The 13,734-nt window shown below is 62.7% G+C and carries 13 protein-coding genes and 1 tRNA gene; 10 read left to right on the top strand and 4 right to left on the bottom strand.

The genetic code is table 11. The features are described from left to right. Window positions 1-33: 33 nt before the first annotated feature. On the bottom strand, window positions 34-507 hold the full coding sequence (locus ACX5I4_RS12865; protein ID WP_461838718.1) for a globin: 474 nt from the start codon (window positions 505-507) through the stop codon (window positions 34-36). 1 nt (window position 508) lies between these two features. Continuing rightward, window positions 509-1,237 (bottom strand): mechanosensitive ion channel family protein, encoded by a 729-nt coding sequence (locus tag ACX5I4_RS12860; RefSeq protein WP_461837002.1) that lies wholly within the window; start codon window positions 1,235-1,237, stop codon window positions 509-511. Between the two features lie 104 nt (window positions 1,238-1,341). On the opposite strand from ACX5I4_RS12860, the gene ACX5I4_RS12855 reads away from it, so the two are divergent. Further along, window positions 1,342-2,358 (top strand): NAD-dependent epimerase/dehydratase family protein, encoded by a 1,017-nt coding sequence (locus tag ACX5I4_RS12855; RefSeq protein ID WP_461837001.1) that lies wholly within the window; start codon window positions 1,342-1,344, stop codon window positions 2,356-2,358. Window positions 2,359-2,384: 26 nt separating this feature from the next. Here ACX5I4_RS12855 and ACX5I4_RS12850 read toward each other — a convergent pair whose 3' ends face one another. Together ACX5I4_RS12850 and pepN are read right to left on the bottom strand one after the other, a co-directional pair. Next, the gene (locus ACX5I4_RS12850) at window positions 2,385-2,864 is read right to left on the bottom strand and encodes an OsmC family protein (RefSeq protein ID WP_461837000.1); all 480 of its coding nucleotides are present in this window, start codon (window positions 2,862-2,864) and stop codon (window positions 2,385-2,387) included. A gap of 100 nt (window positions 2,865-2,964) precedes the next feature. Then, window positions 2,965-5,526: an aminopeptidase N gene (gene pepN / locus ACX5I4_RS12845; protein ID WP_461838717.1), complete on the bottom strand. Its 2,562-nt coding sequence runs from the start codon at window positions 5,524-5,526 to the stop codon at window positions 2,965-2,967. 139 nt (window positions 5,527-5,665) lie between these two features. Here pepN and ACX5I4_RS12840 point away from each other — a divergent pair, with 139 nt between their 5' ends. From ACX5I4_RS12840 to ACX5I4_RS12800, 9 genes are all read left to right on the top strand, one after another. Continuing rightward, window positions 5,666-6,667 carry a hypothetical protein gene (locus tag ACX5I4_RS12840; protein ID WP_461836999.1) on the top strand — a complete coding sequence of 334 codons (1,002 nt, stop codon included), beginning with the start codon at window positions 5,666-5,668 and terminating at the stop codon, window positions 6,665-6,667. Between the two features lie 137 nt (window positions 6,668-6,804). After that, window positions 6,805-7,287 (top strand): ribose-5-phosphate isomerase, encoded by a 483-nt coding sequence (locus ACX5I4_RS12835; protein WP_461836998.1) that lies wholly within the window; start codon window positions 6,805-6,807, stop codon window positions 7,285-7,287. Further along, entirely contained in the window at window positions 7,287-8,195 is a 909-nt protein-coding gene (locus tag ACX5I4_RS12830; protein ID WP_461836997.1) for an Fpg/Nei family DNA glycosylase, read from the top strand. Before ACX5I4_RS12835 ends, ACX5I4_RS12830 begins: the two co-directional genes overlap by 1 nt. Before the next feature lie 303 nt (window positions 8,196-8,498). Next, window positions 8,499-8,573, top strand: a tRNA-Pro gene (locus ACX5I4_RS12825). A 68-nt stretch (window positions 8,574-8,641) separates the two neighbouring features. Beyond that, window positions 8,642-10,012 carry a trigger factor gene (tig, locus tag ACX5I4_RS12820; protein ID WP_461836996.1) on the top strand — a complete coding sequence of 457 codons (1,371 nt, stop codon included), beginning with the start codon at window positions 8,642-8,644 and terminating at the stop codon, window positions 10,010-10,012. 242 nt (window positions 10,013-10,254) lie between these two features. Continuing rightward, window positions 10,255-10,866, top strand: a complete 612-nt coding sequence (locus tag ACX5I4_RS12815; protein ID WP_184741695.1) for an ATP-dependent Clp protease proteolytic subunit — start codon at window positions 10,255-10,257, stop codon at window positions 10,864-10,866. A 36-nt stretch (window positions 10,867-10,902) separates the two neighbouring features. After that, window positions 10,903-11,562: an ATP-dependent Clp protease proteolytic subunit gene (locus ACX5I4_RS12810; RefSeq protein WP_018777832.1), complete on the top strand. Its 660-nt coding sequence runs from the start codon at window positions 10,903-10,905 to the stop codon at window positions 11,560-11,562. 184 nt (window positions 11,563-11,746) lie between these two features. Continuing rightward, window positions 11,747-13,033, top strand: a complete 1,287-nt coding sequence (gene clpX / locus ACX5I4_RS12805; protein ID WP_461836995.1) for an ATP-dependent Clp protease ATP-binding subunit ClpX — start codon at window positions 11,747-11,749, stop codon at window positions 13,031-13,033. A 79-nt stretch (window positions 13,034-13,112) separates the two neighbouring features. After that, a complete protein-coding gene (locus tag ACX5I4_RS12800) occupies window positions 13,113-13,727 on the top strand; it encodes a mycothiol-dependent nitroreductase Rv2466c family protein (RefSeq protein ID WP_461836994.1) in 615 nt (204 codons plus the stop codon). Window positions 13,728-13,734 lie beyond the last annotated feature (7 nt).

The raw sequence follows: 13,734 nt of genomic DNA, 5'->3' as shown, positions 1-13,734 counted from the left end.
ACTCCGGGCCAACACAACCCCGCCCCTACAAGCTCAGGGCTGCTGGACCGACGGGCTGTTCACCATGGTGAGTGCGGCCCGCTCCATGTAATCCCATAGCGTGCCTTCGTGCAGCGGGGACAAGGCGAGGGAATCCACTGCTGTACGCATGTGGAAGAGCCACCGATCCTTCGCTTCGGGCGTCACCTGGAATGGCATGTGCCGCATCCGCAGCCGAGGGTGCCCACGCTCTTCGCTGTAGGTGCCGGGACCGCCCCAGTACTGCTCGAGAAACATGAGGAACCGGCGCTTTGCCGGGGCGAGGTCTTCCTCCGGGTACATGGGCCGGAGCAATGGATCTCTCGCGACGCCGTCGTAAAAGACGTCGATGAGTTTCACGAACGTATCGTGGCCCCCGACGGCCTCATAGAAGCTGTCGGTGTAGGCAGGCTGGCTAAAGGGATCGTTTTGCATCAACTGCCGCCGTTGGGCCGGCTGCGGTGCTGCGGATTCCTGCTGGCTGCTCATGTCACTCACTGGCTTTCTGCTCTTGGATCTTGACGGCGTCCTTTGGGGCTTTCGGCGCACCGGGTGCAGGGGATTCGGCAGGCGCAGTACCCGGAGGTGCAGGCGGAACGTCGTCTGAAGCGGCTGGTTCCTCCGGCACGTAATCGCCTTGGGAGCGGTTGCCTACCCTCAGGATCTCTCCGTTGCGCAGATACCAGATGGCGCCGTCTTCAGCCTTGAGCCGGGTGATTCGGAGTCCCACCGATTCAACGGTACCAATCACTTCGGTGGTCACGATTACATCGCCGATCCCGAACTGGTCCTCGATGGTGATGAAGATCCCGGACAAGAAATCGCGGATGAGTTGTTGGGCGCCAAAGCCAATGGCCACACCCAGAATGCCGACGCTCGTCAGCAGCGGCGCGATGTCCACATTGAGGAATTTGAGCACGTAAATGATGACGATGACCACCACCACCACGCTGAGGACACTCGTCAGCAGTGAACCAATGGTGTGCGCGCGCTGGGATCGCCGTTCATGGTCTAGCGCCCGGAAAGCCGGCTGGACCCACTTGAAATGCGGTTTCTTGAAGAAACTGGTGCCCTCGGCCACGCGGCGGGTAATACGCAGAATGACGAACCGGGCCACAACCCAGATCACCAATCCAATGCCAAGCGTCACAAAGATTGACGCGTAATCGATCTTGGCGGCATCGGCCACGATGTTATCGGTCGACGAGGCGACGTTCATGTGCGGGAATGCTCCTCACTGGATCCAATTGTTCGCCGGGCCCCTTTTTCGCCGGGCGCTGAACACTCTGTCCACAGCCAACCCTATCGCCGTAGCGTGGCGGCATGCGCATCCTGATTCTTGGCGGAACAGCGTTCTTGTCATCTGAAATTGCACGGCAGGCCGTTGCCTCCGGGCATGAGGTCACGTGCCTTGCGCGCGGCACTACCGTCCAGCCGCCCGACGGCGCCACCTGGATCCGTGCCGACCGGTCCGAAGGCGTCTCGGCTTATGCCGCATTGGGCGGCGCCTGGGACGCAGTGGTGGACGTGGCGCGGGATCCGGAGCAAGCCCGGCATGCCTTGGACGCGCTGGCTCAGAGCGCAGCCCACTGGAGCTTTGTTTCCAGTTGCTCGGTCTACGCCGACCATTCGACGCTCGGAGCGGACGAGGACGCCGGGCTCCTGCCGCGGTTGCCCGACGGCGCCTCCGCGACTCCCGAAAACTACGGTGAGTCGAAATCCGCCATCGAGCAATTGACCGCGGAACTGGCCGGGCCGAAAGCGTTCATTGTCCGGGCCGGACTTATCGGCGGGCCGGGCGACGCGTCCGACCGCTACGGCTACTGGCCGGCCCGCTTTGCTGGCTCCCAGGAACCTGTTCTCTTGCCGGACATCCCGGACAACAGCACCCAGGTCATCGACGTGCGGGATCTCGCCGCATGGATGCTCTCCGCGGCCGAACAAGAACTTACCGGCGTTTTCAATGCCACGGGCACGGTAGTCCCTTTTGGTGAATACATCGATGAGTCACGCCGCGCCGGTGTGGTGGGGGCGGCAGGTGTGCTGGGGGAGACCGCGATTGCCGACGAGGAATGGCTGGTGGAGCGTGAGGTCCGGTATTGGTCCGGCCCCGAGTCCCTTCCGCTCTGGCTGCCGCCGGGCTACGAAGGTTTTTCGGCGCGTTCCAATGCCGCGGCGCTTGCCCGGGGCCTGGCTCTGCGTCCGTGGCAGGAAACCCTGCGGGATACCTTGGCGGACGAACGTGTCCGCGGCCTGGGCCGGGAGCGCAAGGCCGGCCTGACTCGAGCGAAGGAACAGCGGCTCGTCGAAGAACTGCGGGAGCTCAGCGAACCAACATAATCCCCCGCGAAGTCGGGCGGCACGAATTAACTGACGCCCGCCGTCGTGCTCGGCTCATGCAGAACGGGAAAGTTGACGCTCCGGGCGATGAAGCACACTTGGTTGGCCTCATGGTGCAATTCATCCATGAGGGAAAGATGTGCGGGATCGGCAACGGTAACCTGCGGCTTCAAAGTGACGTTCTCGAACTGTCCGCTGCCATCGCGGTTGAGGCGCATCATCCCCTCGGCGTGGTCCACATAGTCCGTGACCACTACCCCATGTTTGACCGCGACATGCAGGAAGGACAGCATGTGGCACTGGGACAGGGCGGTGAGCAGCAACTGTTCGGGGTTGTACCGGCTACGGTCGCCATGGAACGTCGGGTCCGAGGATCCCTTGAGGAGGGGCAGCCCCGGGATCTCGACGTCGTGGTCCCGGGAATAGCCGCGGTAGGTTGAGGTCCCGCTCCCCAGGTTTCCGGTCCAGCGCACGGTGAGGGAGTAGCGGTGTTCGTCCAGGCTCATGCGGAAAGTCTAACGGCGATGCTTTCGCGAACCGCACACAGGAAGCCCCGGTCCCGCGCGATGCGGAACCGGGGCCTAACGGTGCTTTCCAGAGGGTGCTTTAGGCGTCTGCTGCGCGGGCCCTGAGGGCACGGGCGACGCCATCGCGGTTTTCGAGCATCATGCGCCGCAGGGCGTTGCTGTCCGCCGGCAGCTCTGCCAGGAACTTGTCAGTGCGGTCCACCGTGGCCTGCGTGGTCAGCTGGGCCGGGTAGAGCCCGACGACGATCTGCTGGGCCAGCGCATGGGTGCGGTTGGCGACAATCTCCGGGACGGCCTCAAAGTACTTCTCGGCGTACGGTTCCAGCAGGGAGGTGTCCAGCACCCGTGTGAAACCCGCGACGGCGGAGCTTTGGATGGCGTTGGAAAGCTCGCCGGTTACAACGATCCTCTTCCACGCTGCGGCCTTGGCCTCGGGTGTGGGAAGGGCTGCCGTCGCCAGGGCGGCCGCGTTCTGGCCATTGGCCGTGTTGTCACGCTCGAGTTCGGCGTCGATCGCGTCCTGGCCCTGGCGGCCACCGACAACCAGTGAGGTGAGGAGTTCCCACCGCAAGTCCTGGTCAACGGTCAGTCCATCCAGGACGCTGCTGCCGTCCAGGAGCGCCTGGGCCGTGTCCAGCTGGGAGCTGCTGGCGGCAAGCAGCGCGAAGGACTTGACGAATTGGAGCTGGGCGTCCGATCCGGCAGCCACGGTGGAGGAGAGTTCCCACAGCTTGTCCGCGGCGGCCACCGTGGCGGCATCCTTGTGCTCCGCCGCGACGTAGTAGGTCAGTGTGGTGGCCAACTGGCGGAGTTGGGTAAGGATCACGGAGGAATCGGTCTCGGACGCGATGTTCGCCAGAATCAGTTCGACGTAGCCGCGGGCGGGCGTTTCGCCGTCGCGGGCTGAATCCCACGCGGAGCCCCACACGAGGGTGCGGGGCAGGCTGCCGGAAAAGTCCTTGAGGTGGGCCTTCGCGGTGGCCCAGGATGCTGTGTCGAGGCGGACCTTCGCGTAAGCGAGGTCGTCGTCGTTGAGCAGGACCAGGTCAGGACGTTCCAGGCCGGCAAGGGCGGGGACGTCGGTCCGGGCCCCGTCGACGTCGAGCTCTTCCCTGTGGGTGCGTTCGAGCTTGCCGGCGGCTGAGAGGTTATAGAAGCCCACCGCGAGCCGGTGTGGGCGGAGGGTGGGCTGTTCGTCGATGGCTGTCTGCAGGATCGAAAATGACGTGATGGTGCCGTCCGGGTCGACCTCGAGCTCGGGGGCGAGCGTGTTGACGCCGGCGGTCTCGAGCCAGAGCTTGCCCCACTGGTCCAAGTCACGGCCACTGGCAGCCTCGAGTTCCTTCATGAGGTCTACCAGCTCGGTGTTCTGCCAAGCATGCTTTTGGAAATACTCGCGGACGCCAGCCATGAATTGTTCCGGTCCCACCCATGCGACCAACTGCCGCAGAACGGATGCTCCCTTGGCATACGTGATGCCATCGAAGTTGACCTCGACATCCTGGAGATCATTGATCTCGGCGAAAATCGGGTGCGTGGTGGGCAGTTGGTCCTGGCGGTAGGCCCACGACTTCTCCACGGAGGCGAAGGTGGTCCAGGCCCGGTCAAATTCGGTGTTTTCGACAGCGGCGAGGTGGGACATGTACTCGGCAAAGGACTCGTTGAGCCAGAGGTCGTTCCACCAGCGCATCGTGACGAGGTCACCGAACCACATGTGGGCCAGCTCGTGCAGCACGGTGATGGCCCGGCGTTCGATCTGGGCGTCGGTGACCTTGCTCCGGAACACGTAGCCCTCGAGGATGGTTACCGCGCCTGCGTTTTCCATGGCGCCGGCGTTGAACTCCGGGACGAACAGCTGGTCGTACTTCTCGAAGGGGTACGGGAATCCGAACTGGGCCTCGAAGAATTCAAAACCCTGGCGGGTCAGTTCGAAGATGTTGTCGGCGTCCAAGTACTGCATGAGGGACTTGCGGGCAAAGACACCCAAAGGGATGACCCGGCCGTCGGAGCTGGTGACCTTGCTGCGGACCGCTTGGTACGGGCCCGCGATCAGCGCAGTGACGTAGGAAGAGATCCGGGGGGTCGGAGCGAAATGCCAGACTGAGCGCGCGCCGCCGTCGTCCCCTGGGGTCGTTTCCACCGGTACGGGAGTGGGGGAGTTGGAGACGAGGTCCCAGTGGGAAGGCGCAGTGACAGTGAACGTGAATGCCGCCTTCAGGTCCGGCTGCTCGAATACAGCGAACATGCGGCGGGAATCGGGTACCTCGAACTGGGTGTACAGGTAGGCCTCGTTGTCTACCGGGTCCACGAATCGATGCAGGCCTTCACCCGTGTTCATGTAGGGGGCATCGGCAACTACTGTGAGCTCGTTCTCCGCGGCGAGCCCGTGCAGGTGAATGCGGACGCCGTCGGACACGGCTGCGGGATCCAGCTCGGTGCCGTTCAGCGTCACGCTGTGCACGGTTTCCGTGATCGCGTCGATAAAGCTTGAGGAACCCTCGACGGCGGAGAACCTCACCACCGTGGTGGAGCCGAAGACCGTGGCGCCCTTGGTCAAGTCGAGGGTGACGTCGTACGAGGTCACGGTGAGCAATTCTGCGCGCTGTGCCGCTTCTTCGCGCGTCAGGTTCAGGCCTGGCAAGGTGGTGCCTCCAAGAATGGGTTGCAGGAAGCCGGCTGACTTCAGCCAACGCCGGCGCTGTGAAGTCATTCTTTCATTTGATCCCGGCTTGGCAAGGACGCTGGATCACAGTGTCGCCGGCCGGGGGTAGCGTTGGATCATGGGAAAGATGCGCGACTCGTTGGACCTCCGGGCACTCCGCTTTGCGGTGGCATTTCCGCTGCTGCTCGCCGCCGCATTCGCTGTGTGCGCACTCATGTTGCGCAACAACCTTCCTGAGCCGGTCGCCATTGCGTGGAACGCCAACGGCGGAAGCAGCTTTGCCCCGTTCGCCGCCTACGTGTTCGGCGGAACCGGCCTCATGGTCCTGACCGGATGGTTGGTCTTCATCCAAGCCGTACCCCTTGCCCGGCCCGTGATCATGCGCCGGTTCATGATGGGCTTGGGCCTCATGGTCACCCTCTTCATCACCTCAGTGCTGGCCGCTGGACTCGTGGGACAAACGGGCCTCGCCGATGCCCGCAACTCGCATGTTGATGCCACGGTCCTCGCGCTCGGCGCCGGTGCGGCCTTGCCGCTCGGCGTGGTCATGATGATGGCTTTCAAGCCTGACCCGCGCTGGACGCCGGAGGATGACGCCGCCCTCGAAGCCGAAGTAACCCTGAAGGAGGACCCCGGGCTGGCAGAGGATTCAATGCTGCTATGGGTTCACGCGAGAAGCTCAGTGTTCGTGATGATCTGCGTGGCCACCCTGTTTCCTGCCATGTTGATCGCGATTGCGCTCCCGTGGCTTGGCGCATTGCTCGCGGCAACCGCCGTCATCGGAGCGTGTTTCCTCTTCGTCCGGGTGCGCGCCGATCGGGGAGGAGTGCAAGTCTTCGTCGCCGGCGTCCTGAAAGTCTTGACCGTGCCCGCCGTGGACATCGCCGGGGCTGCCGCACAAGAGGTCAGGGCCGCCGACTTTGGCGGCTGGGGACTCCGGCACCACGGAGGAGCCACGGCCATCCTCGTGAGCAGCGGACCCGCCGTCGTCGTCCGCCAGGTCAGTGGCCGAAGGGTGGCTTTCAGCGCCGGGACCTCAGCGACGGCGGACCGGCTCGCGGGAATCCTGAACCGCGTCGCGGCCCGTGCACAGCGCGGGGAGCAGCCTCCTGCTCCCTGAGCGCCCGAGGTTCGCCGCGTCTGCCGGCTTCGTCTTAAGAGGTGAGCAACGGCCCGATCCTAGTAACCTAGGAACCGCATCCCTCACCGCCGCGCCCGGCCTTGCCGCGTTCGCGCGCCAGACTGAATGGACTTCCTGTGACCACACCCCGCGTCCACATCGCTACGGACCACGCCGGCATGGAGCTCAGTGCCCACCTGGTAAGCCACTTGACTGCCAAAGGCTACGACGTGGTTGACCACGGCCCCAAGGTGTACGACGCCCTTGATGACTACCCTTCGTTCTGCATCAACGCGGCCGCCGCTGTGGTCGCCGACCAGACTGCCGGCGTCCACGCGTTGGGCATTGTCCTGGGCGGATCCGGTAACGGTGAACAAATTGCCGCCAACAAGGTCAAGGGCGTCAGGGCCGCGCTGGCTTGGAATCTCTCCACGGCGAAACTTGCCCGCGAGCACAACGATGCCAACGTGATCGCCGTGGGCGGCCGCCAGCACACCGTCGAGGAAGCCACCGAACTGATCGAGGCCTTCTTGCAGGAACCGTTCAGCAACGACGAACGACACGTCCGACGCATCGGTAAAATCGCCACCTATGAGACCACTGGCGAAATCGTCGAATAGTGCCTGAAGGGCATTCGATCCATCGCCTGGCGCGGCAGTTCCAGGATGTCTTTGCGGGGCAAACGTTGGCCGTGTCGAGCCCGCAGGGCCGTTTCACCGCGGGTGCCGCGCTTCTGGACGGCCACGAGCTGCAGGAAGCGAGAGCGCACGGTAAGCAGCTCTTCCTCCGTTTTGACCATGGGGTGATCCTGCACGTCCATTTGGGTCTCTATGGTGCCTGGAACTTCGGCGGCGACGAATCCTTCCGAGGGGCCTCGAGCATCGGGGCGCCTCGGCGAATCGGCGAGCGTGAGACTTTCCCGCAGGATGCCGGATTGGGCGCAGAAGATGTAGAAAGTGGCTATACGGGACCGCCCGAGCCGGTGGGAGCTGTGCGGGTGCGCCTCGTGTCAGGGAACGGCTGGGCAGACCTGCGCGGCGCCACCACGTGCGCGGCGATCATCGAGCCGGAGGCGGCTGCTGTCCTTGCGCGGCTTGGTCCCGATCCGCTTCATAACCTTCCAGGAGACCGTGAAGAGTTCATTCGACGGATCCGGCGTCGCAAGACGGCCGTAGGGCTCCTCCTGATGGACCAATCCGTGGTAGCCGGGATCGGGAACATTTATCGCGCGGAGGTGCTGTTCCGGCAAGGCGTTGATCCGTGGACTGCCGGCGGCGCCTTGGACCTCGAAACCGCCGGACTTCTGTGGGATGACACTGTGGCGGCCATGAACGACGGCGTCCGCGACGGGCGGATTGTTACGACACCTCCGGCTTTGTGGAGCGGCGGGGACGCAGGAGCGCTCGACGGCGACGCCCACTTTGTCTACAAGCGCCAGGGCCAGCCGTGCCGGCGATGCGATGAAGCAGTGGGAATGGCTGAAATCGGTGCGCGCAAGCTCTATTGGTGTCCTGGCTGCCAGGACTAGAGTCCGGCGCCAGCGGGTGAAAACAGGCGGAAACGAAACAGGCGGAAACGCGAAGGGCCCCTCGGCGAGGGGCCCTTCATTTCTTTTGGAGGGGACGACGGGAATCGAACCCGCGTAATCAGTTTGGAAGACTGAGGCTTTACCATTAAGCTACGTCCCGGGCAAGACAGCATGCACCTTCGTAGGTGTTCCGCGCATCTTTCCGGTGGCTGTTGAAGCCGGATATAACTAAACCTAATTCAGGGGCCAAGTGTCAAATGTGCATTCTCCGGCGCTATGCCCGTAGACTGTCCTGTGCATTCACGGGGTGTAGCTCAGCTTGGCTAGAGCGCCTGCTTTGGGAGCAGGAAGTCGCAGGTTCAAATCCTGTCACCCCAACTCTGTGTGCCTGTCCCGATCCGGGATGCGGCAGAACCCCATCCCACAAAACCAGGAGTACTTAGACTGTGAAGAGCGCTGTCGAGAACCTCACCGCCACGCGGGTCAAGCTCAACGTTGAGGTTCCCTTTGAGGAACTGAAGCCGAGCATCGATGCCGCTTACAAGACCGTTGCTTCGCAGATCCAGGTTCCCGGGTTCCGCAAGGGCAAGGTTCCCTCCAAGCTGGTTGACCAGCGCGTTGGCCGTGGCTACGTCCTGGAGACTGCCATCAACGATGGCCTCAATGGCTGGTACCAGGCTGCCGTCCAGGAAGCCGGCCTCCGCCCGCTGAGCCGTCCCGAGGTTGAGATCACCGAGGTTCCGGACCCGTCCGCAACTGACGGTGAGCTGAAGTTCCAGGTTGAGATCGATGTCCGGCCCGAGGTTGAACTGCCGGACTACGCCGGCATCAAGATCGAGGTTGCTGCTGCAGACTCGTCCGACGCGGATGTCGACAAGGCCCTGGATGAACTCCGTGGCCGCTTCGGCACCCTGAAGTCGGTTGACCGCCCGGCTGCCGATGGCGACTTCCTGACCATCGACATCACCGCCACGATCGACGGCGCCGAGATCGACTCCGCCACCGGGCTGTCCTACCAGGTTGGCGCCGGCACCATGCTCGAAGGCCTGGACGAGGCTGTCACCGGCCTGTCTGCCGATGAAGAAGCAATCTTCGACACCACGCTGGTTGGTGGCGAGCACGCCGGCGAGGCTGCCCAAGTCAAGGTTGTTGTCAAGACCGTCAAGGAGCGCGAGCTTCCCGAGGCAAACGACGACTTTGCCCAGCTGGCATCCGAGTTCGACACCCTGGCAGAACTGCGCGAAGACCTCGCCAAGCAGGCCGCTGAGTCCAAGGTGGTCGGCCAGGGCGTCGAGGCCCGCGACAAGGTCCTCGACAAGCTCGTCGAGCTCATCGAGGTTCCGGTTCCGGACTCTGTTGTTGAAGAGCAGCTCGAGGCCCACTTCAACCCGGAGAACGCCCACGGCGAAGGCGACCACGACACCGAGGAGCACCGCGCCGAGGTCAAGGCCAACACCGCCCGGGCCTTCCAGAACGAAATCATCCTTGACGCCATTGCGGACAAGGAAGAAGTCAGCGTCACCCAGAGCGAGCTGATCGACTACATCGTGAGCACGGCAAGCCAGTACGGCATGGACCCGAACCAGTTCGCCCAGATCATCGATCAGAGCGGCCAGGTTCCCATGATGGTTTCCGAGGTCCGCCGCCGCAAGGCCCTCGCAGTTGTCCTCGGCCAGGCCGAGGTTGTCGACTCCGAAGGCAACAAGGTTGACCTGAGCGACTTCGTGCGCCCCGCTGGCGAAGAGACCGCGAACGTCGAAGAAGCCGAAGAAGCAGCTGTCGTCCCGAGCGATGACCCAGCCGCAGTGAAGTTCTAGTTTCACCTCTCGCCGCCCCCGGATCGCCTGATCCGGGGCGGACTGGTTTAAGCCGCGCCGGCGCCGAAAAGCCGCACGCCCGCAATCGTGCGCCGTCAGCGAACAGCGCGATTTGGGAGAACAAATCGCCATCGAAAACGGTTAGTGTCCAAGTAGTGAAGATCAGGGATGGCAAGTTCAGCAATGGCCCTGTCACCAGCGAGAGGTAAGTACTTATGTCACAGCATGCAGAGGCACCCAGGATGGCCACCGTCGATCCAGCGGCCCAGGACAACTACATCTACAACCGCCTGCTGAAAGAGCGCATCATCTGGCTCGGATCCGAAGTCCGTGACGAGAACGCCAACGCGATCTGCTCCCAGCTCCTCCTCCTCTCGGCTGAAGACCCGGAGAAGGACATCTACCTGTACATCAACTCGCCTGGTGGCTCGGTGACTGCCGGCATGGCCATTTACGACACCATGCAGTTCATCCCGAACGACGTCGTGACGGTAGCCACCGGACTGGCGGCCTCCATGGGCCAGTTCCTCCTTTCCTCGGGCACCAAGGGCAAGCGCTACGCCACGCCGAACGCCCGCATCCTGATGCACCAGCCTTCCGGTGGCATCGGTGGCACGGCATCGGATATCAAGATCCAGGCCGAGCTGATCCTTCACATGAAGAAGGTCATGGCCGAGCTGACCGCAGAACAGACCGGACAGACTGTCGAGACCATCCTCAAGGACAACGACCGCGACAAGTGGTTCACCGCCACCGAGGCCCTTGCATACGGCTTCTTCGACAAGATCTCCGCCCACGCTGGATCGGTCGCTGGCGGCGGCGGAACGGCGAACTCCTCGAATTCCGAGAAGTAACCGGCACAAGAAACATTCAGATCAGGAGCAACGAACATGAATTACAACTTTGGATGGTCTGCCGGTAATCTCCCGTCCAGCCGCTATGTCCTCCCGCAGTTCGAGGAGCGCACGCCCTACGGCTTCAAGCGCCAGGACCCGTACACGAAGCTCTTCGAGGACCGCATCATCTTCCTCGGTGTCCAGGTTGACGACGCTTCCGCTGACGACATCATGGCCCAGCTGCTGGTACTCGAGTCCACGGACCCGGATCGCGACATTACCCTGTACATCAACTCCCCGGGCGGCTCGTTCACGGCCATGACGGCCATCTACGACACCATGCAGTACATTCGCCCCGAGATCCAGACTGTTTGCCTGGGTCAGGCCGCAAGCGCCGCAGCCGTGCTGCTCGCCGCTGGTACCCCCGGCAAGCGACTCGCACTGCCGAACGCCCGCGTCCTGATCCACCAGCCGGCGTTGTCCGGCGGCCAGGGCGGACAAGCCTCGGACCTCGAAATCCAGGCGGCCGAAGTCATGCGCATGCGTACCTGGCTTGAGGACACGCTGGCCCACCACTCGGGCCGCACCTCGGAGCAGGTCAACAATGACATTGAGCGTGACAAGATCCTCACCGCCGCCGAAGCGATGAACTACGGATTGATCGACCAGGTGCTCGATTCCCGCAAGATCAAGCCCCAGGCGATCGCCAGGTAACTGGCCAAAACTCGACGCCGGTGCGGTTCAGGAAATATGGACCGCATCGGCGTTCTGTTTCAACCCAAGCAGCCCATTGTGTCCTACAGTGGAAGTTGTCATGGTGGCGCCCCCGCTGCGATCTTGCGATTCCGGCAGATAGGTACGGGGCTGCACCACCCGCATGAAACGAAGGGATTCCCACATGGCTCGGATTGGCGAGAGCACGGATCTGCTGAAGTGTTCTTTCTGCGGAAAGAGCCAGAAGCAGGTTCGGAAGCTGATTGCCGGGCCCGGCGTGTACATCTGCGACGAGTGCATCGAACTCTGCAATGAGATCATCGAAGAAGAACTCGCTGAAGTATCGGATCTGGGCAGCTTCGAGTTGCCCAAGCCGCGCGAAATCTTCGATTTCCTCCAGGAATACGTCATTGGCCAGGAACCTGCGAAACGCTCCCTCGCCGTCGCGGTCTACAACCACTACAAGCGAATCCAGGCAGGCCATGCACCAAAGACCGGCTTGGGCGAAGGCGGACACCACGAGGACGTGGAGATCGCCAAGTCCAATATCCTGCTGATTGGCCCCACCGGTTGCGGCAAGACCTACCTGGCACAGACGCTCGCCCGCCGCTTGAATGTCCCGTTCGCCGTCGCTGACGCCACCGCCTTGACTGAAGCCGGATACGTGGGCGAAGACGTCGAAAACATCTTGCTGAAGCTCATCCAAGCCGCTGACTACGACGTCAAGAAGGCTGAGCAAGGCATCATCTACATCGACGAGATCGACAAGATTTCGCGCAAGAGCGAGAACCCGTCCATCACACGCGATGTCTCCGGCGAAGGGGTTCAGCAGGCACTCCTGAAGATCCTCGAAGGAACGGTGGCTTCGGTTCCGCCGCAGGGTGGTCGTAAGCACCCGCATCAGGAATTCATCCAGATCGACACCACTAACGTGCTGTTCATTGTGGCTGGCGCCTTTGCCGGGCTCGAGGACATCATCGGATCGCGGTCCGGCCGCAAGGGCATTGGATTCGGGTCCCCGCTCAATGAGGTCAAGGACAACGCGGACAGCTACGGCGAGGTGATGCCGGAGGATCTGCTCAAGTTTGGGCTGATTCCTGAATTCATTGGACGCTTGCCTGTGATCACCACTGTGTCCAACCTTGACCGTTCCGCGCTCATCCAGATTCTGTCCAAGCCCAAGAACGCCCTGATCAAGCAGTACCAGAAGATGTTCCAACTGGACGGCGTGGAGCTCTTGTTCGACGACGACGCACTGGACTCGATTGCTGACCAAGCCCTGGAACGCGGGACTGGAGCCCGCGGCTTGCGTGCAATCATGGAAGAAGTGCTGCTTCCGGTCATGTTCGACCTGCCCAGCCGTGACGACATTGCCAGCGTTGTCATTACCGCGGACGCCGTCAACAAGAAGGGCCAGCCCACCATGATCGCGCACGAGGTCGTGGCGAAGCGGCGGAATAAGTCCGCCTAGCCGGAGGTTGGCATAGCTGATGCCGGACACGTTCTTCCGGTTGACTGCACCCCTGTACGTCCCATCCAAGGAGTTCCCTGTGCCCGAGCAGACCGCAAACAAGGTTGATTTCTGGTTCGACCCCATGTGCCCTTTCGCGTGGGTGACATCCCGCTGGATTGGCGAAGTGGAAGACGTCCGCGGCATCGAGACCACCTGGAACGTCATGAGCCTTTCCGTGCTCAATGAGGGCCGCGAACTTCCGGCCGAGTACGCCGAGAAGATGGAGCTTGGCTGGGGACCGGTCCGTGTCATCATTGCCGCCTGCGAGCTGCACGGAAACGAGTACATCAAGCCGCTGTACGACGCTATGGGCTCCCTCATCCACCACGAAGGCATCACGGATTTCGCCGAGGTCATCTCCAAAGCCCTGGCTGAAACCGGTTTGCCCGCCGAGTTGGCCCGCTTCGCCGATTCCGGGGAGTACGATGCCCAGCTGTGTGCCAGCCACGAATCCGGTATTTCCTTGGTGGGCCAGGACGTGGGGACCCCGGTGGTCGCAGTCAACGGCACTGCGTTCTTCGGCCCCGTCCTGACCCGTATTCCCCGCGGCGAAGAAGCCGGCCGAATCTGGGATGCCACAGTCACGTTGGCCGGCTACCCGCATTTCTTCGAGCTGAAGCGCAGCCGGACGGAAAACCCCGAATTCAACTAGGCCGGAT

The organism is Arthrobacter sp. MMS24-S77 (assembly GCF_054888235.1).
The sequence above is the reverse complement of the archived record's forward strand: the minus strand, read 5'-3'. Positions and strand labels throughout refer to the sequence as shown.